The following is a 16996-nucleotide window of genomic DNA, read 5'->3' as shown; positions in this document are numbered from 1 at the left end:
ACTTACTCAGGCGTAACGGAATTTCAATGGGTTGCGCACGGTGGGCTACGGGCAGTCCAGCTCGCAGTCGCTCAGTCGGCTCGCCTGCTCGAGCGCGGTCGCGAGGCCGCTCACCGCCGAGTCCTCGGAGTCGTCGGCCAGCCTGTGGGCGCGGCCGGCGAGTTCGTCCAGGGGGAGGGCGCCGGGCAGGGTGCTGCTCCGGCGGGCCTCGCCGTCCGCGCGCAGGGCGTCGGCGAAGTAGGCCGCCACGGCGGTGACTTGGAAGGAGCGGGCGGAGGTCCACAGGTCGTCGTGGAGGGAGCCGGACTCCAGTTGGCCGGACGCCTCGTGCGGGGCGCGGGTGCGGGGGTCGAGCCAGCGGACGCTCGCGGTGGCGAGGTGGCCCGAGGCGCCGGGCCTGGTGCGGACGGCGTAGAGCGCGGTGACCGTGTGGCCGGGGCCCACCTCGCCGCCGTCCACCCGGTCGTCGCGGAAGTCCTCGTCGGCGACCTTGCGGTTGTCGTAGCCGATCAGCCGGAACTTCTCGACCGTCTGCGGGTCGAAGGCGACCTGGGCCTTCGCGTCGCGGGCCGTGAGGCCGATGTTCCGCGGGAGCTCGGTGCAGAACACCGTACGGGCCTCGTCGCGGTCCGACACGTACGTGGTGTGGCCGTCGCCCTTGTCGGCGAGGCGCTCCATGAGGGCGTCGCCGTACTCGCTGCCGACGCCAACGCCGAAGAGGGTGATGCCGTGCTCGCGGCGTGCGTCGGAGATGCGCTCCAGGATGGAGTCCGCGTCGGTGTCGCCGGTGTTGGCGAGTGCGTCGGAGATCACGACGACACGGTTGGTGGCGCCCTCGCGCAGGCCCTCGACGGCCGTCTCGTACCCGGTGTCCACGCCCGCGCCGAGGTTGGTCGAATCCTCCGGCTCCAGGCCGCCGATCGCGTCGTGGACCCGACCGCGGTGGTCGCCGAGGCGGGTCATCGGCAGTACGGTCTCGGCCTCGTCGCTGAAGGTGACCAGCGCGACCGAGTCGTCGTCGCGCAGCCGGTCCGTCATCACGTCGAGGGAGTCCTTGGCCAGGTCGAGGCGGCCCGGCTCCGCCATGGAACCGGAGATGTCGAGGACGAAGGTGAGGGCCGCGGGCGGGCGTTCGCGGTCGCTCTCGGCGGCGCGGGTGGCGAGGCCGACCCGGACCAGCGACCAGCGGTCGTCGTCGGTGCGGGCGCCGTCGACGGTGACCGAGAAGCCGTTGCCGCCGGGGCGTTCGTAGTCCTGGCGGAAGCTGTTGACGAACTCCTCGGGGCGGATGGTGGACGGGTCCGGGATCCCCCCGCCCTCCAGGGTGCGGCGGGCATAGCCGTACGAGGCGGTGTCGACGTCGAGGGCGAAGGTGGAGAGGTAGTCGGGGGCCGGGGCGAACTCGCGGTCGGGGGCGCCGGTCTGCTCACCCTCGGCGGTGTCCGGGCCCGACGGCTGGGCGGGGGCGGGCAGGGGGAGGTTGCGGCCGCCGGATTTGTCCATGCCGTCCGATGAGTTGCCGCCGCCGCTGCTCGCGCTGCATCCCGTCAGCAGCACGGCGCCCGCCGCTGTCAGTGCGAGGAGCGTGCCGCGCAGTCGCCGACCGCGCGTGCCGCCCGTCCCTATGTGGTCCATCCCCATCTGTGCCCCCTCGGTGAGCGGCCTGTGTGTGGGCCGACGTCTGTGACTGTGACGTCCGAGGGGGCCGGGATGTGCGCTCCGGGGTGTTGCGGATGGATCTCAAAGCGGCCACGACGGGCGGCCGTCGAGACCGGTAGGTGATCCTCCGGAGACCTACGACACGATGTCCTTGCGCCGGAAACCGCGGAAGGCCAGGGCGAACAGCACGAGCGCGTACGTTATGGAGATCGCCGTGCCCTGGATCATGCCGCCCCACTCCGGGGTCGGCTGCACGGCGTCCGCCCACGCGAACTGCCAGTGCGCGGGCAGGAAGGCGCGCCAGTCGCCGAGGGCGGTGACCGCGTCCAGTACGTTCCCCACGATCGTCAGGCCGACCGCGCCGCCGACCGCGCCCAGGGGAGCGTCCGTCTTCGTCGACAGCCAGAACGCGAGGCCCGCGGTGACCAGTTGGGACACGAAGATGTACGCGATCACCACGAGGAGCCGCTGGGCCGCGGAGCCCGCGTCGAGCTCGCCGCCGGTGGGGATCTCCAACGGGCCCCAGCCGTAGGCCGCGGTGCCCACCGCCAGCGCGACGACCGGCAGCAGCACCATCGCGGCGAGGCTGAGGCCCAGCGCGACGGTGAGCTTGGACCACAGCAGGCGGGCCCGTGGCACGGGGGCCGCCAGCAGATAGCGCAGTGACGACCAGCTCGCCTCGGAGGCGATCGTGTCCCCGCAGAACAGGGCGACCGGGATCACCAGGAGGAAGCCCGCGGACACGAACAGGTTCACCGCGGCGAAGTTCGCGCCCGACGCGGTGGCCGTGTCCAGCAGCGTGACCTGGCCGTTCTGCGCGCCCGGCTCGCCGCCGATCGCGAACGCCACGACCAGGACGAAGGGCAGCACCGCGAGGATCGCCCCCATCACGAGGGTGCGGCGCCGCTTCAACTGCCGGATCAGCTCCACGCGCAGCGGCAGGGTGCCCCGCGCCCGGTACCCGTCGGCCGTCTCGGCCCGCTCGACGAGCGTGCTCATGCTGAGCCTCCGATCAGGGTGAGGAACGCGTCTTCGAGACGTCGGTGGGGGCCCACCGACTCCACGGGCACTTCGAGCCGTACCAGCTCCACGACCAGGCGTTGCGCGCTGCCGCCGGGGTCGAGGCGGACCAGCAGCCCGTCCTCGGCGGCGACGGCCGAGGCCACGCCCGGCAGTGCGCCGACCTTCTCGACGACCGGCTCTTCCACGGGGGAACCCGTGCCGACGAGGAGCGTGTCGCCCGAGCCGACGATCTCGGACACCGGGCCCGCCTGGATCAGCCGGCCGCGGTCCATGACCACCAGGTGGGTGCAGGACTGCTCGACCTCCGCCAGGAGGTGGCTGGAGACGATGACCGTGCGGCCCGCGGCGGCGTAGCGGATCATCACCTCGCGCATCTCGCGGATCTGGGGCGGGTCGAGGCCGTTGGTCGGTTCGTCGAGGATGAGGAGGTCCGGGAGGCCGAGCATCGCCTGGGCGATGGCGAGCCGCTGGCGCATGCCCTGGGAGTACGTGCGGACCGCGCGGGCCAGCGCGTCGCCGAGGCCCGCGATCTCCAGCGCCTCCTCCAGGTGGGCGTCCTCGGGCGGACGGCCCGTCGCCTGCCAGTACAGCTCCAGGTTCTCGCGGCCGGACAGGTGCGGCAGGAAGCCCGCGCCCTCGACGAACGCGCCGACCCGGGAGAGCACGGGCGCGCCCGGCCGGATCGCGTGCCCGAAGACGCGGATCTCGCCGCCGTCCGGCTTGATCAGGCCCATCAGCATGCGCAGGGTGGTCGTCTTGCCCGCGCCGTTCGGCCCGAGCAGGCCGAGAACCTGGCCCTTCTCCACGCGGAACGACAGGTCCCGTACCGCGTACCGGTCCGCCGACTTCGCGTACCGCTTGCTCAAGTCCGTGATCTGGAGCGGCACTTCGGCCAGCTCCGGATCGGGCGCCCCCGGCGTCGTACGGCGGCGGCCCGTCAGCAGCAGCGCCAGCGCGACCAGTGCTCCGGCGAGCGGCAGCCACCACACCCAGGCGGGCAGCGGCGCGGCGGCGGTCGTCACGCCGGATGCCGTCGGGACCTGGAGGTCGCTCTTGAGGGACACGGTGTACGTCGCCGGGGTCGCCGGTGACGCATAACCGAGGTCCGTGGAGGCGAGGACGAGGCGCAGCCGGTGGCCCTTGCGCACCTCGTGGTCGACGGCGGGCAGCGCGACGGTGACGTCCTTGCCGGTCCTGGCGCCCTCGACCCGCACCGGTGTGACCAGCTGCGAGGGCAGCACCTGCTGCATACCGCCGCCCGGTCCGACGTCGTACACCTTCCCGAAGAGGACCGCGTCGTCCGTGGACGACTTGACGTGCACGGTGACGGCCGGCGAGCCGGTGATGCGCAGGTCTTCGCCGAACGCAGTGGACTCGAACCGCGCGTACTGGCCGGGGAAGTCGAGCGAGACGCCGACACCAAGGGTCGAGAGCTGTGCGAGGCCGCCCGAGCCGCCCAGGCCGGGGAGGGCCGAGACGGCGGGCGGGTTCGCGCCCGCGGGGTTCTCGAAGCTCTGCTCGCGGCCCTGCAGCGCGACGGCGCGCCGGCCGCTGTCCAGTCCGGGATAGGTGTCCGCGCTCGCGCCCCGCAGCAGGGCGGTGCCGTTGGTGGAGTCGATGCCTCCGGTGCGGGTGACGCGGAAGGCGGGGCCCGTGTCGGCGCTCTTGTCGTCCTTCAGGTAGCGGTCGAACCACGAGGCGACGCGGGACTGGACGCGGTCCGCCTCCATGTCGCCGCCGTCATGCCCGCCGGAGATCCAGTCGACGTCCACGGGCGCGCCGCCCGCCCGGATCGCCTTGGCCATCGCGTCGGCCTGGCCGAGCGGGAAGAGGGAGTCGGACTGGCCCTGCACGATGAGCGTGGGCACCGTGATGCGGTCGGCGACCGCGGACGGGGAGCGCGCTTCCAGCAGCTCCCGCGCGGCGGCGTCCGGCGTGCCGGACTCCGCGACCCGGTTGTACATCGAGCACAGCCGCGCCTCGAACTGGTCGCAGCCGCCGCCGGAGTTGACGAAGATGCCGGCCCAGAGTTTCTTGAAGACCCCGTTCGGGAAGAGGGCGTCCGCGAGGTTCCAGTACGTGATCGCCGGGGCGATTGCGTCGACCCGCTGGTCGTGCCCGGCGGCCAGCAGGGAGATCGCCCCGCCGTACGAGGCGCCGGTGGCGCCGACGCGCGGGTCGCCGCTCTTGTCGAGCTGGACCTCCGGCCGTTCGGCCAGCCAGTCGATCAGCTTCGACACATCGGCGACCTCGCCCTGGGGGTCGTTCAGCCCGATCTTGCCGGTGGACTTCCCGAAGCCGCGCGCCGACCAGGTCAGCACCGCGTATCCGTCGCGGGCGAGCCTCTCCGCCTCGTCCCGTACGTCGTCCTTGCTGCCGCCGAAGCCGTGCCCCAGGAGGACGGCGGGGCGGCGGTCCGAGCTCGCGCCCACCGTGAAGTACGAGGTGTCGATCCGCACCCCGCCGCCCATGGCCATGACGCGGTCGGCGCGGTGCACGCGCGGGGTGTCGTCCGACGCGACAGCCGTCCACGTGCCCGCGCCGGCGAGCACGACGACGGCGGCGGCCGCGGCCGCGACCCACCGCCGGGGCCCGCGCAGTCGGGGCAGTCGAAGATCCATGCCCTCAAAGGTACGGGCGCCCACTGACAACCGATGCAGCCACCAGGCTGAACCCCCGCCCCTCCCTAAGGAGTACGGCCCCGCTGCCGCATACCGCGCCCGTCGTACGAACGGCCCATCGAATGCGGCCTACGGCCCGTTACGCCCGCAGGTAAAAGGGACGTCAGGCCGTCCGCGGGGGACGGCCTGACAGACGCGTTCAAGACCTCAGTGGTTGCGCGGGAACCCCAGGTCGACTCCCGCCGGGGCCTCGGACGGGTCCGGCCAGCGGGTGGTGACGACCTTGCCGCGGGTATAGAAGTGCGTGCCGTCGTTGCCGTAGATGTGGTGGTCGCCGAAGAGGGAGTCCTTCCAGCCGCCGAAGGAGTGGTAGCCGACGGGCACCGGGATCGGCACGTTCACGCCGACCATGCCCGCCTCGATCTCCAGCTGGAAGCGGCGGGCGGCGCCGCCGTCCCGGGTGAAGATCGCGGTGCCGTTGCCGAACGGCGAGGCGTTGATGAGCGCCACGCCTTCCTCGTACGTGTCGACGCGCAGCACACACAGCACCGGGCCGAAGATCTCGTCCTTGTACGCGTCCGCGGTCGTCGGCACCTTGTCGAGGAGCGAGAGGCCGATCCAGTGACCGTCCTCGTAGCCCTCGACGGTGTAACCGGTGCCGTCGAGGACGACCTCGGAGCCCTGCACCGCCGCGCCGTGGACGTACGACGCGACCTTGTCGCGGTGCGCCGCCGTGATCAGGGGGCCCATCTCGGAGGCCGGGTCGTCGCCGGGGCCGATCTTGATCTTCTCGGCGCGCTCGCGGATCTTCTCCACCAGCTCGTCGCCGATCGAGCCGACGGCCACGACGGCGGAGATCGCCATGCAGCGCTCACCCGCGGAGCCGTATGCCGCGGACACGGCCGCGTCCGCCGCCGCGTCCAGGTCGGCGTCCGGCAGGACCAGCATGTGGTTCTTGGCTCCGCCCAGGGCCTGCACGCGCTTGCCGTGCGCGGCGGCGGTGGTGTGGATGTACCGAGCGATCGGGGTCGAGCCGACGAAGGACACGGCCTTGACGTCCGGGTGCTCCAGGAGGCGGTCCACGGCCACCTTGTCGCCGTGGACGACGTTGAAGACGCCGTCGGGCAGACCGGCCTCCGCCAGCAGCTCGGCGACCTTCATGGAGGCCGACGGGTCCTTCTCGGACGGCTTCAGCACGAAGGTGTTGCCGCACGCGATGGCGATCGGGAACATCCACATCGGCACCATGGCCGGGAAGTTGAACGGCGTGATGCCCGCGACGACGCCCAGCGGCTGCCGGATCGAGGCTACGTCGACCCGGGAGGCCACCTCGGTCGACAGCTCGCCCTTCAGCTGTACGGTGATCCCGCACGCCAGGTCGACGATCTCCAGGCCCCGCGCGACCTCGCCGAGCGCGTCGGAGTGCACCTTGCCGTGCTCGGCGGTGATCAGCGCGGCGATCTCGTCGCGGTGCGCGTCGAGCAGCGCGCGGAACTTGAACAGGATCGTGGACCGCTTGGCCAGCGAGGACTGGCCCCAGGTCGCGTAGGCGTCCTTCGCGGCGGCTACCGCGGCGTCCACCTCGTCGACCGTCGCGAAGGCGACCCGGGTGGTCACGGCGCCGGTCGCCGGGTCGGTGACCGGCCCGTACGTAGCCGACGCACCCGCCGCGTTCTCGACGGGCTTGCCACCGATCCAGTGGTTGACGGTCTTCGTCATGGCCAAAACTCCCTCACAGATGGCGGCGTCGGGCGGCGACGTGCCGGTCGTACTCCTCGCGCGCCTTGACCGCCGACGATCGGGTCGCGGTCTCGGCCACAGGGACATCCCACCAGGCTTGAGCCGGGGGCGCGCCCGACACTGTGTCTGCCGTTTCGGTCTCCACGTAGACACATGTGGGAGTGTCCGCGGCGCGCGCCTCGGCAAGGGCGGCACGCAGGTCACGCACCGTCTTCGCGCGCAGGACCCGCAGGCCCAGGCTGGCCGCGTTGGCGGCGAGATCGACGGGCAGCGGCGCCCCCGTGTACGTACGGTCCGCGGAGCGGTAGCGGTACGCGGTGCCGAACCGCTCGCCGCCCACGGACTCGGAGAGGCCGCCGATGGAGGCGTACCCGTGGTTCTGCAGGATCAGTACCTTGATCGCGATGCCCTCCTGCACGGCCGTGACGAGCTCCGTCGGCATCATCAGATACGTGCCGTCGCCGACCAGCGCCCACACGGGGCGGTCGGGCGCCGCCATCCGTACGCCGATCGCGGCCGGGATCTCGTAGCCCATGCACGAGTAGCCGTACTCGACGTGGTACTGGTCAAGGGACCGGGTCCGCCACAGTTTGTGCAGGTCACCGGGGAGCGAGCCGGCCGCGTTGATCAGGATGTCGGCGTCGTCGACCAGTTCGTCGAGCAGGCCGAGGACCTGCGGCTGGGTCGGCCGGACGTCCGGGTCCCCGGCTGCGTACGCCGCGTCGACCCGGTACTCCCAGCGCTCCTTGTCGTCCGTGTACTCGGTGACGTACGCGGGCTCGGCGCGGTGCTTGTGCAGCAGCAGTGCCTGGGTGAGCTCTTCGAGTCCCGCGCGCGCGTCCGCGATCAGGGTCTGCCCGGACATCTTGTGGCCGTCGTACGGCGCGATATTGAGGTTCAGGAAACGGACACCCTCGGCGCCGAACAGGGTGCCTGAGGCCGTGGTGAAGTCGGTGTAGCGGGTGCCGACGCCGATCACCAGGTCGGCGGTGCGGGCCAGTTCGTCGGCGGTCGCGGTGCCGGTGTGGCCGATGCCGCCGACGTCCTGCGGATGGTCGAAGCGCAGCGAGCCCTTGCCCGCCTGCGTGGAGGCGACGGGGATGCGGGTGGCGGCGGCGAGTTCGGCGAGCGCCTCCTCGGCGCGGCTGTGGTGGACACCCCCGCCCGCGACGAGAAGGGGACGGCGGGCCTCGCGGATCGCGTGCACGGCGGCGGCCAGCTCGGACGCGTCGGGCGCGGGGCGGCGTACGGCCCAGACGCGCTCGGCGAAGAACTCCTCGGGCCAGTCGTACGCCTCCGCCTGCACGTCCTGCGGCAGCGCGAGCGTGACGGCGCCGGTCTCGACGGGGTCGGTGAGCACCCGCATCGCCTGCAGGGCGGCCGGGATCAGCGCCTCGGAACGGGTGATCCGGTCGAAGTACTTCGACACCGGGCGCAGACAGTCGTTGACCGACACATCGCCGGCGTACGGGACTTCGAGCTGCTGGAGGACCGGGTCGGCGGGGCGGGTCGCGAAGACGTCGCCGGGCAGGAGCAGCACCGGGAGGTGGTTGATCGTCGCGAGGGCGGCACCGGTCACGAGGTTCGTGGCGCCGGGGCCGATGGAGGTGGTCACGGCGTGCGTGGACAGGCGGTTGGACTGGCGCGCGTAGCCGACCGCCGCGTGCACCATGGCCTGTTCGTTACGGCCCTGGTGGTACGGCATCTCATCGGCGTACTCGACGAGCGCCTGACCGATCCCGGCGACGTTGCCGTGTCCGAAAATGCCCCAGGTGGCGCCGATCAGCCGCCGCCGCTCGCCGTCCCGTTCCGTGTACTGGGCGGCCAGGAACCGCACCAGCGCCTGTGCGACCGTCAGCCTCGTCGTTGAGGTCATCGGTATCCCTCTGTGCTCGCTGTGTTGTCTACGTGTTCCGGGTGGAAGCAGATCCGCCATTCCCTTTCCTCGCCGGGCCCGGCCATCACATTCAGGTAGTACATCGTGTGGCCGGGCTGGGCGATGGACGGGCCGTGCCATCCGTCGGGTACGAGGACGGCGTCGCCGGTGCGGACCTCGGCGAGGACGTCGGATCCGCCCTCACGCGACGGGAATACGCGCTGATAGCCGTATCCGTTCGGACCGTCGATCTCGAAGTAGTAGATCTCTTCGAGTTCGCTCTCCTTGCCGGGGCGGTTCTCGTCGTGCTTGTGCGGCGGGTACGAGGACCAGTGACCGCCGGGAGTGATGACCTCGACGGCGATGAGCTTGTCGCAGTCGAAGGCGTCGGCTGCGGCGAAGCCCCGCACCTGGCGGGCGCAGGTGCCGCTGCCGCGGTCTTCGACGGGAACCTCCGGCGCGGGGCCGTAGCGGGCGGGGAGTCGGCGCTCGCACTTCGCTCCTGCCAGGGCGAAGCGGCCTCCCGCGCCGGAGGCGATCTGTGCCCGGGCGTCACGGGGCACGTACGCGAAGTCGGAGACTCCGGCGAACACGCTGTCCCTGCCCAAGAGCTGGAACTCTCTGTACTCTGTTCCGTCCTTCACATGGACCGCGCATCCACCGCTGAGGGGGAGCACGATCCACTCGCTGTCACCGGTGGTGAACATGTGCGTGCCGCCGGGTCCCAGCTCCACGATCCGCAGGCTGCTGTGGGCCCATCCGGCCCGCTTGGGGTCGATGTCGAGCGCGTAGTACGCGTCGGCGGTGGCGCCCTTGGGGAGGTACAGCTCGTTGCTCATGCGGACCTCACAGCAGTCCTACGGCGGTGTCCACGGCCGCGGCCACATCGCCGTCCGCCGGGTAGAGCAGCGAACGGCCGACCACCAGACCCTGGACGGTGGGGAGTTGGAGCGCCCCGCGCCACTTCTCGTACGCGCCCTCCTGGTCCTCGCCGACATCGCCACCGAGCAGCACGGCGGGCAGGGTGGAGGTCTCCATGACGCGAGCCATGTCGTCGGGGTTCTCGGTGACGGGGACCTTCAGCCACGTGTACGCCGAACTGCCGCCCAGGCCGCTGGCGATGGCGATGGACTTGGTGACGGCCTCGGCGCTGAGATCGTTGCGCAGGGTTCCGTCATCGCGGCGACGGCAGAGGAACGGTTCGACGAAGATCGGGAGATGACGCTCCGCCATCGCGTCGATCACCCGGGCGGTGGACTCCAGGGTGCGCAGCGAGCCCGGGTCGTCGTAGTCGATCCGCAGCAGCAGCTTGCCCGCGTCGAATCCGAGCCGCTCGATGTCCTGCGGGCGGTGCCCGGTGAACCGGTCGTCCAACTCGAAGGAGGCGCCCGCGAGTCCGCCGCGGTTCATCGACCCGATGACGACCTTGTGGTCGAGCGCGCCGAGCAGCAGCAGGTCGTCGAGGATGTCGGCGGTGGCGAGCACCCCGTCGACGCCGGGCCGGGAGAGGGCGAGGCACAGCCGCTCAAGGAGATCGGCGCGGCTCGCCATGGCGAACTTGCGCTCCCCTACGGCCAGGGCACCCCGGGCCGGGTGGTCCGCGGCGACGATCATCAGTCGGCCCGAGTCGTTGACGAGGGGGCGCCGGGGGCGGCGTGCGGCGGCTTCGGCGATGGCCTCGGGGTGGTGGGTGCGGGTGTGGACTAGGTGGGGGATGTCCACGTTCCGCGCGCTCATCGGACCGCTCCCGTCATGAGCGCGTGCTCGACCTCTTCGGGGGTCGGCATCGCGGAGGAGCACTCCAGGCGGGACGCGACGATGGCGCCTGCGGCGTTCGCGTGGCGCATGATGCGCTCCAGGTCCCAGTCGGCGAGCAGGCCGTGGCACAGGGAGCCGCCGAAGGCGTCGCCGGCGCCGAGGCCGTTGAGGACGTTCACCGGGAGGGGCGGGACCTCGGCGGAGGCGCCGTCGCGGTGGACGGCGAGGACGCCCTTGGGACCCTGCTTGACCACGGCGAGTTCCACGCCCGCGTCCAGCAGGGCGCGGGCGGCGGTGTGCGGTTCGCGCTCCCCCGTAACGATCTCGACCTCGTCGATATTGCCGACGGCGACGGTGGCGTGACGCAGCGCCTCGGCATAGAACGGGCGGGCAGCGGCTGGGTCCTTCCAGGCCGTGTCTTTCCAGAGCGTGGGCCGCCAGTCGAGGTCGAAGACCGTCGTACCGGACTTGGCGCGGTGGGCCAGCGCCGCGAGGGTCGCCGTGCGGCTGGGCTCCTCGCTCAGGCCCGTACCCGTCACCCAGAAGACGCGGGCCTCGCGGATGGCGTCCAGGTCGAGTTCGCGCGCGTCGATCTCCAGGTCGGGGGCCTTGGGCTGCCGGTAGAAATAGAGCGGGAAGTCGTCCGGCGGGAAGATTTCGCAGAAGGTGACGGGCGTCGGCAGGCCGGGGACCGGCGTGACCCAGCGGTCGTCGACGCCGAAGCCGCGCAGCGCCTCGTGAAGATACTCGCCGAAGGGGTCGTCACCCGTCCGTGTGATCACCGCCGTACGCCGTCCAAGCCGGGCCGCGGCCACCGCGACGTTCGTCGCCGAACCGCCGAGGTACTTCCCGAAGGACGTCACCCGCGCCAGCGGGACCCCTGTCTGCAACGGATACAGGTCCACACCGATCCGCCCCATGGTGATCAGGTCGTACGCCATCGAGTTCCCTTCGCCATCGGCTGCCCCCAGGTGTAGTCCCGCGCGGGAGCCCTGTCAACGTTTTGTCCAGACATTCGGACCAGGCCCTTGACACCCCTCCGGGGCCGCCGGAAGCTGACGCGCATGACGTCGTTGCCACCTCAGTCATCGCCCGGGCCGTCGCCGCAGCCGACGCCTCCTTCCTCACTGTCCCGCATCCGGATCGGATCGGCTCCCGACTCCTGGGGCGTGTGGTTCCCCGACGATCCCCAGCAGGTCCCGTGGCAGCGCTTCCTCGACGAGGTCTCCGCGTCGGGGTACGAGTGGATCGAGCTGGGCCCGTACGGCTATCTGCCCACCGACCCGGCCGTCCTCAAGGAGGAGACCGAGCGGCGCGGGCTGACGGTCTCGGCCGGCACGGTCTTCACCGGGCTGCACCGGGGCCCCGAGGTGTGGGAGTCCACCTGGGCGCATGTCTCGGACATCGCGGCACTCACCCAGGCGATGGGCGCCGAGCACCTCGTCGTCATCCCGGCCTTCTGGCGGGACGACAAGACGGGCGCGGTACTGGAGGACAGCACGCTGACGCCGGCGCAGTGGCGCCAGCTGACCACCCAGACCGAGCGGCTCGCCCATGAGGTGCGCGAGCGGTACGGGCTGAGCATCGTCGTCCACCCGCACGCCGACACGCACATCGACAGCGAGGAGAACGTCACGCGCTTCCTCGACGCGACCGACTCCTCGCTCGTGTCGCTGTGCCTGGACACCGGCCACTACGCGTACTGCGGCGGCGACAGCGTCAAGCTCATCGAGACGTACGGCGAACGCATCGGCTATCTCCACCTCAAGCAGGTGGACCCGCTGGTCCTGGCCGAAGTGCGCGCGAACGAGGTGCCGTTCGGGCCGGCGGTGGCGCGCGGGGTGATGTGCGAACCGCCGTCCGGCGTACCGGCCCTCGAGCCCGTACTCGCTGCCGCGCAGCGGCTCGGCGTCGATCTCTTCGCCATCGTCGAGCAGGACATGTATCCCTGCCCGCCGGACAAGCCACTGCCGATCGCGCAACGGACACGGGCGTTCCTGCGGTCCTGCGGGGCGTAGTCGCAGCGGTCGTGGGCCCGCCTCATGCGGCACCCTGCGGTAGTGGTGTCGCTTGGCCGGCGATGCGTCACTCGTGTCACAAAAATCGCCTTCCTGTCACACATGTCGCGTGTACGCGGGTCTTGGGTCACACCCGGTCGACAGGCGCTGCCGTGTGCTCACTCTGTGTCGTTCACCGGGCACAGGCTTTGTGATCGCCAGCGCAGCGCTCGGCTCCCCCGACGGCCGCCCCCGGCCGCCGCCGCGGTGCGCGCAGGGAGGTGCAGCTCATGACCGACCGAAGGCTCTGGTCGTACAAGGAGATCGCTGCGCACATCAAGGTGCAGCCGGACACCGTCCGGTCGTACCGGAAGCACGGGCTGCTTCCTCCGCCCGACCATGTGGAGGCCGGAAAGCCCTACTGGTACGCGGACACCGTCCGGGCCTGGGTCGCCTCCCGGCCGGGGAACCGGAGCCGCCGGGACGACTGACCCGCTCCCTGTTCTCGCCCCCTCCGCCCCTACCCGTCCCGTACCTGGGGGGCTCCGCCCCCCAGCCCCCCGGATCGCGCTTCGCGCTCGCTGAGGCCGAACCGGTCGTGGAAGCGGCGCAGCGGCCCCGGTGCCCACCAGGTGGCCCGGTGGCGAGTTCCTCGCGGAACCGGCGGACGCCTCGCGTCCCCCGGCAGGAGGCGCGAGGCCGACGTCACGCGCCGCGCGGGTCTGTCTGGGCATCTACAAGGCCGGCCTGAGCTGGTCCTCTCCCACGAGGGAGCCGAGCGCGAGGCGTACGTCCAGGAGCTGAAGAACGTCCTGTTCCGCTACCTCGGACCCGTGATCGACGCCGGCACGGTCATCCCGGGCCGTTGATCGACGCCGGCACACGGTCACCCCGGGCCGGTGATCCACGCCGACACAGCCGTCAACCCGGCGGACCTCCCACACCGCCGACCGCCCCGGACTCCGGCGAGCGGCGCCGCTGACCCACGATCAGCGAGCCCAGTCCGCGACATAGCGCTCAGATAACTTAAAGTTCGGACAAAACGCCCGATACTCAGGCTGGCGTTATACCCCCTAGGGGTATAAGGTGGTGAGCGGCAAGGGGAAACCTGGGACCCCAGGACTCCCTCCCGCATCCGTACGTCACGCCGCACCTGCCTCGACGAGGAGAAACGCCATGACCGCCCAGACCGAAGCCCCGGGTTCCGTCACCGCCGTCTACAAGGTGAGCGGCATGAGCTGCGGGCACTGCGAAGGCTCGGTCAGCAGCGAGATCGCCGAGATCGCCGGCGTCAGCTCGGTGAAGGCCGTCGCCTCGACGGGCGAGGTCACCGTCGTCTCCGCCGTTCCGCTCGACCAGGACGCGGTGCGCGCCGCGGTCGACGAGGCGGGTTTCGAGCTCGTCGGCCAGGCCTGAAGCGCGGCTCTCCGCAAGCCCTGGACCACCGCTCTCCACAAACCTGGAGCACAGCCCCGCACCCCGCAGCTCACCTCACCGGGCCGTACCGACCAGCTGATACTGGCTCCGTACGGCCCGGTCCGTTCCCTGGAGTACGGACGTGACCAGCACCACCGCTGAGACAGCCCCCGCCGAAGCGCCCATAGCCGCGCTCTCGGAAGTCGAACTCACGATCGGCGGAATGACCTGCGCCTCCTGCGCGGCCCGCGTCGAGAAGAAGCTCAACCGCCTGGACGGCGTCACCGCCACGGTCAACTTCGCCACGGAGAAGGCGAAGGTCGCCTACCCCTTGGGGGTTCAGGTCTCCGATCTGATCGCCACCGTGGTGAAGACGGGATACACGGCCGAGGAACCTCCGCCGCCCACACCTCCCCAGGAGGAACCGCCCACCGAGAGCTCCGCCGAAGGCCCCGCTGAGGACCCCGAGCTGGTGTCTCTGCGGCAGCGGCTGACCGTCTCCGTCCTCCTCGCCGTCCCCGTGATCCTGCTGTCGATGATCCCGGCCCTCCAGTTCGACAACTGGCAGTGGCTCGCGCTGACGCTCGCCGCCCCCGTCGTCGTCTGGGGCGGGCTGCCCTTCCACAGGGCCGCGCTGACGAACGCGCGGCACGGCGCCGCCACCATGGACACGCTGGTCTCGGTCGGCACGCTCTCGGCGTTCGGCTGGTCCCTGTGGGCGCTGTTCTGGGGGGACGCCGGGATGCCCGGCATGCGCGACGAATTCAGGCTCACCGTCGAGCGCATGGACGGCGCGTCGACGATCTACCTCGAAGTCGCCGCCGGCGTCATCGCGTTCATCCTGCTCGGCCGCTATCTGGAGGCCCGCTCCAAGCGGCGCGCGGGTGCGGCGCTGCGGGCGCTGATGGAACTGGGCGCCAAGGACGTGACCGTACTGCGGGACGGCGGTGAGGTCCGCATCCCCGTCGCGCGTCTCGCGGTCGGCGACCGTTTCGTCGTACGGCCCGGCGAGAAGATCGCCACCGACGGGACGGTGCTGGAAGGTTCCTCCGCCGTCGACGCCTCCATGCTGACGGGCGAGTCGGTGCCGGTGGATGTCACGGCGGGCTCCTCGGTCACCGGCGCGACCGTGAACGCCGGGGGGCGGCTCGTCGTCGAGGCGACCCGGGTCGGCGCCGACACCCAACTCGCGCGGATGGCGCGGCTCGTCGAGGACGCGCAGAACGGCAAGGCCGAGGTGCAGCGCCTGGCCGACCGGATCTCCGGGATCTTCGTGCCCATCGTCCTGCTGATCGCGCTCGGCACGTTCGCGGTCTGGCTCGCGGTCGCCGGCGGCTCCGCCGCCGCCTTCACCGCGGCCGTCGCGGTGCTGATCATCGCCTGCCCGTGCGCGCTGGGCCTGGCCACACCGACCGCCCTGATGGTCGGCACGGGGCGCGGCGCCCAGCTCGGCATCCTCATCAAGGGCCCGGAGGTCCTGGAGTCCACACGCCGCGTCGACACCGTCGTCCTGGACAAGACCGGCACGGTCACGACGGGACGGATGAAACTTCAAGAGGTGTACGTCGCCGACGGCGCCGCCGAGAAGGACGTCCTGCGGCTCGCCGGCGCCCTGGAACACGCCTCCGAGCATCCGATTGCCCAGGCGATCGCGGCAGGCGCTCAGGAACGCGCCGGGGCGCTTTGGGAAGTGGAAGACTTCGAGAACGTTCCGGGGCTCGGCGTACGCGGCCGCGTGGCGGGCCACGACGTCACCGTGGGGCGGCTTCTTCATGGCGCCCTTCCGGACGAGCTGGCCCGCGCCAAGGACGAGGCCGAGGGGCGTACGGCCGTCGTGGTCACCCGGGACGGTGTGGCACTCGGTGTCGTGACCGTCGCCGACGCGATCAAGGAGACCAGCGCCGAGGCCGTACGCGCGCTGCGCGCCCTGGGGCTCACCCCGGTCCTGCTCACCGGCGACAACCGGGCGGTCGCCCAGGCCGTGGCGCGGGCCGTCGGCATCGACTCCGGGAATGTGGTCGCGGAGGTGCTGCCCGAGGACAAGGTGGCCGTCGTCAAGCGGCTGCAGGGCGAGGGCCGGACCGTCGCGATGGTCGGGGACGGGGTCAATGACGCGGCGGCCCTGGCAACCGCCGACCTGGGCCTGGCGATGGGTACGGGCACGGACGCGGCGATCGAGGCGAGCGATCTGACGCTGGTACGGGGGGATCTGCGGGTCGCCGCGGACGCGATCCGGCTGTCGCGGCGGACGCTCACGACCATCAAGGGCAACCTGGTGTGGGCGTTCGGATACAACGTGGCGGCGCTGCCGCTCGCCGCCGCCGGGCTCCTCAACCCCATGATCGCGGGCGCCGCGATGGCCTTCTCGTCGGTGTTCGTGGTGACGAACAGCCTTCGGCTCAGGACATTCTCATGACGCTGGGGCAGGAGTCCCCCTAGAGTCCAACGGCGGGCTCACATAAGCTCTTCACAAGGCTCGCGCATCTCCCTTACGCCAGGGCCCCCTTTGCCGTATCGGGGCTCTTGCGCATCTTCGGGACATATGCAAGAGACGCAGATCACAGTGATGTGAACGTAACCATCGAAGGGGTTCGTCGGTCTAAGTTGGCGATGTCAGAAGCGTCTTGGGGGGCGTGACTGACATCTGGGGATGTCTTGGGGGACGTTCCCGGAAATTGCGGTGCCGGGGCACGTACACCGGGGAGCTTTGAGCGGCCCTCCCGTCGTGCGCGTCCCGGCAGAGCGCAGTGCAGCAGTGCAGAGAGTTTTGCTCGTTCAGCTCACCGCTGGCCTGCGGCCAGCTCGCAGCGATTCAGGCGCTGTCCTCAGACGCCCGGCCGGATCCCGTGGGGGGAATCCGCACCGGGACAAGGAAAGCGCCCTGACTGTCGGCCCGTGGGGGGACC

13 protein-coding genes are annotated in these 16996 nt (G+C 71.2%); 5 read left to right on the top strand and 8 right to left on the bottom strand.

Annotation, left to right across the window (positions count from 1 at the left end; genetic code table 11):
• Positions 1-45 precede the first annotated feature (45 nt).
• The 8 genes from C4B68_RS25990 to iolC form a co-directional block, all read right to left on the bottom strand.
• Positions 46-1635 carry a vWA domain-containing protein gene (locus C4B68_RS25990; RefSeq protein WP_099499525.1) on the bottom strand — a complete coding sequence of 530 codons (1590 nt, stop codon included), beginning with the start codon at positions 1633-1635 and terminating at the stop codon, positions 46-48.
• Between the two features lie 159 nt (positions 1636-1794).
• Complete coding sequence (locus C4B68_RS25985; protein WP_099499387.1) at positions 1795-2658, bottom strand: ABC transporter permease; 864 nt, start codon at positions 2656-2658, stop codon at positions 1795-1797.
• A complete protein-coding gene (locus C4B68_RS25980) occupies positions 2655-5303 on the bottom strand; it encodes an alpha/beta fold hydrolase (RefSeq protein ID WP_099499388.1) in 2649 nt (882 codons plus the stop codon). Before C4B68_RS25980 ends, C4B68_RS25985 begins: the two co-directional genes overlap by 4 nt.
• A gap of 207 nt (positions 5304-5510) precedes the next feature.
• Positions 5511-7022 carry a CoA-acylating methylmalonate-semialdehyde dehydrogenase gene (gene mmsA / locus C4B68_RS25975; RefSeq protein ID WP_099499389.1) on the bottom strand — a complete coding sequence of 504 codons (1512 nt, stop codon included), beginning with the start codon at positions 7020-7022 and terminating at the stop codon, positions 5511-5513.
• Positions 7023-7035: 13 nt separating this feature from the next.
• Positions 7036-8919, bottom strand: coding sequence for a 3D-(3,5/4)-trihydroxycyclohexane-1,2-dione acylhydrolase (decyclizing) (gene iolD / locus C4B68_RS25970; RefSeq protein WP_099499390.1), 1884 nt, complete (start codon positions 8917-8919; stop codon positions 7036-7038).
• Positions 8916-9758 (bottom strand): 5-deoxy-glucuronate isomerase, encoded by an 843-nt coding sequence (gene iolB, locus C4B68_RS25965; protein WP_099499391.1) that lies wholly within the window; start codon positions 9756-9758, stop codon positions 8916-8918. The genes iolD and iolB overlap by 4 nt, the downstream gene beginning before the upstream one ends.
• A gap of 7 nt (positions 9759-9765) precedes the next feature.
• Positions 9766-10656: a Cgl0159 family (beta/alpha)8-fold protein gene (locus C4B68_RS25960; protein WP_099499392.1), complete on the bottom strand. Its 891-nt coding sequence runs from the start codon at positions 10654-10656 to the stop codon at positions 9766-9768.
• Positions 10653-11618 carry a 5-dehydro-2-deoxygluconokinase gene (iolC, locus tag C4B68_RS25955; RefSeq protein WP_099499393.1) on the bottom strand — a complete coding sequence of 322 codons (966 nt, stop codon included), beginning with the start codon at positions 11616-11618 and terminating at the stop codon, positions 10653-10655. The genes C4B68_RS25960 and iolC overlap by 4 nt, the downstream gene beginning before the upstream one ends.
• Positions 11619-11741: 123 nt before the next feature.
• On the opposite strand from iolC, the gene C4B68_RS25950 reads away from it, so the two are divergent.
• The 5 genes from C4B68_RS25950 to C4B68_RS25930 all read left to right on the top strand — a co-directional run bounded on the left by C4B68_RS25950 (position 11742) and on the right by C4B68_RS25930 (position 16506).
• Complete coding sequence (locus tag C4B68_RS25950; protein ID WP_099499394.1) at positions 11742-12695, top strand: sugar phosphate isomerase/epimerase family protein; 954 nt, start codon at positions 11742-11744, stop codon at positions 12693-12695.
• Positions 12696-12964: 269 nt separating this feature from the next.
• A complete protein-coding gene (locus tag C4B68_RS25945) occupies positions 12965-13165 on the top strand; it encodes a helix-turn-helix transcriptional regulator (RefSeq protein ID WP_099499395.1) in 201 nt (66 codons plus the stop codon).
• A 141-nt stretch (positions 13166-13306) separates the two neighbouring features.
• The gene (locus C4B68_RS25940) at positions 13307-13543 is read left to right on the top strand and encodes a hypothetical protein (RefSeq protein ID WP_373682179.1); all 237 of its coding nucleotides are present in this window, start codon (positions 13307-13309) and stop codon (positions 13541-13543) included.
• Positions 13544-13850: 307 nt separating this feature from the next.
• Positions 13851-14090 carry a heavy-metal-associated domain-containing protein gene (locus C4B68_RS25935; RefSeq protein ID WP_099499396.1) on the top strand — a complete coding sequence of 80 codons (240 nt, stop codon included), beginning with the start codon at positions 13851-13853 and terminating at the stop codon, positions 14088-14090.
• Positions 14091-14232: 142 nt separating this feature from the next.
• Positions 14233-16506, top strand: coding sequence for a heavy metal translocating P-type ATPase (locus tag C4B68_RS25930; protein WP_099499397.1), 2274 nt, complete (start codon positions 14233-14235; stop codon positions 16504-16506).
• Positions 16507-16996 lie beyond the last annotated feature (490 nt).

The sequence above is a fragment of the Streptomyces dengpaensis genome (assembly GCF_002946835.1).
GTDB classification, from domain to species: domain Bacteria; phylum Actinomycetota; class Actinomycetes; order Streptomycetales; family Streptomycetaceae; genus Streptomyces; species Streptomyces dengpaensis.
The sequence above is the reverse complement of the archived record's forward strand: the minus strand, read 5'-3'. Positions and strand labels throughout refer to the sequence as shown.

Coding starts and splice junctions, on each gene's coding strand:
- C4B68_RS25990 (WP_099499525.1), bottom strand. CDS start 1,635: ATGGACCACATAGGGACGGGCGGCACGCGCGGTCGGCGACTGCGCGGC.
- C4B68_RS25985 (WP_099499387.1), bottom strand. CDS start 2,658: ATGAGCACGCTCGTCGAGCGGGCCGAGACGGCCGACGGGTACCGGGCG.
- mmsA (WP_099499389.1), bottom strand. CDS start 7,022: ATGACGAAGACCGTCAACCACTGGATCGGTGGCAAGCCCGTCGAGAAC.
- C4B68_RS25945 (WP_099499395.1), top strand. CDS start 12,965: ATGACCGACCGAAGGCTCTGGTCGTACAAGGAGATCGCTGCGCACATC.
- iolC (WP_099499393.1), bottom strand. CDS start 11,618: ATGGCGTACGACCTGATCACCATGGGGCGGATCGGTGTGGACCTGTAT.
- C4B68_RS25960 (WP_099499392.1), bottom strand. CDS start 10,656: ATGAGCGCGCGGAACGTGGACATCCCCCACCTAGTCCACACCCGCACC.
- C4B68_RS25980 (WP_099499388.1), bottom strand. CDS start 5,303: ATGGATCTTCGACTGCCCCGACTGCGCGGGCCCCGGCGGTGGGTCGCG.
- iolB (WP_099499391.1), bottom strand. CDS start 9,758: ATGAGCAACGAGCTGTACCTCCCCAAGGGCGCCACCGCCGACGCGTAC.
- iolD (WP_099499390.1), bottom strand. CDS start 8,919: ATGACCTCAACGACGAGGCTGACGGTCGCACAGGCGCTGGTGCGGTTC.
- C4B68_RS25935 (WP_099499396.1), top strand. CDS start 13,851: ATGACCGCCCAGACCGAAGCCCCGGGTTCCGTCACCGCCGTCTACAAG.
- C4B68_RS25950 (WP_099499394.1), top strand. CDS start 11,742: ATGACGTCGTTGCCACCTCAGTCATCGCCCGGGCCGTCGCCGCAGCCG.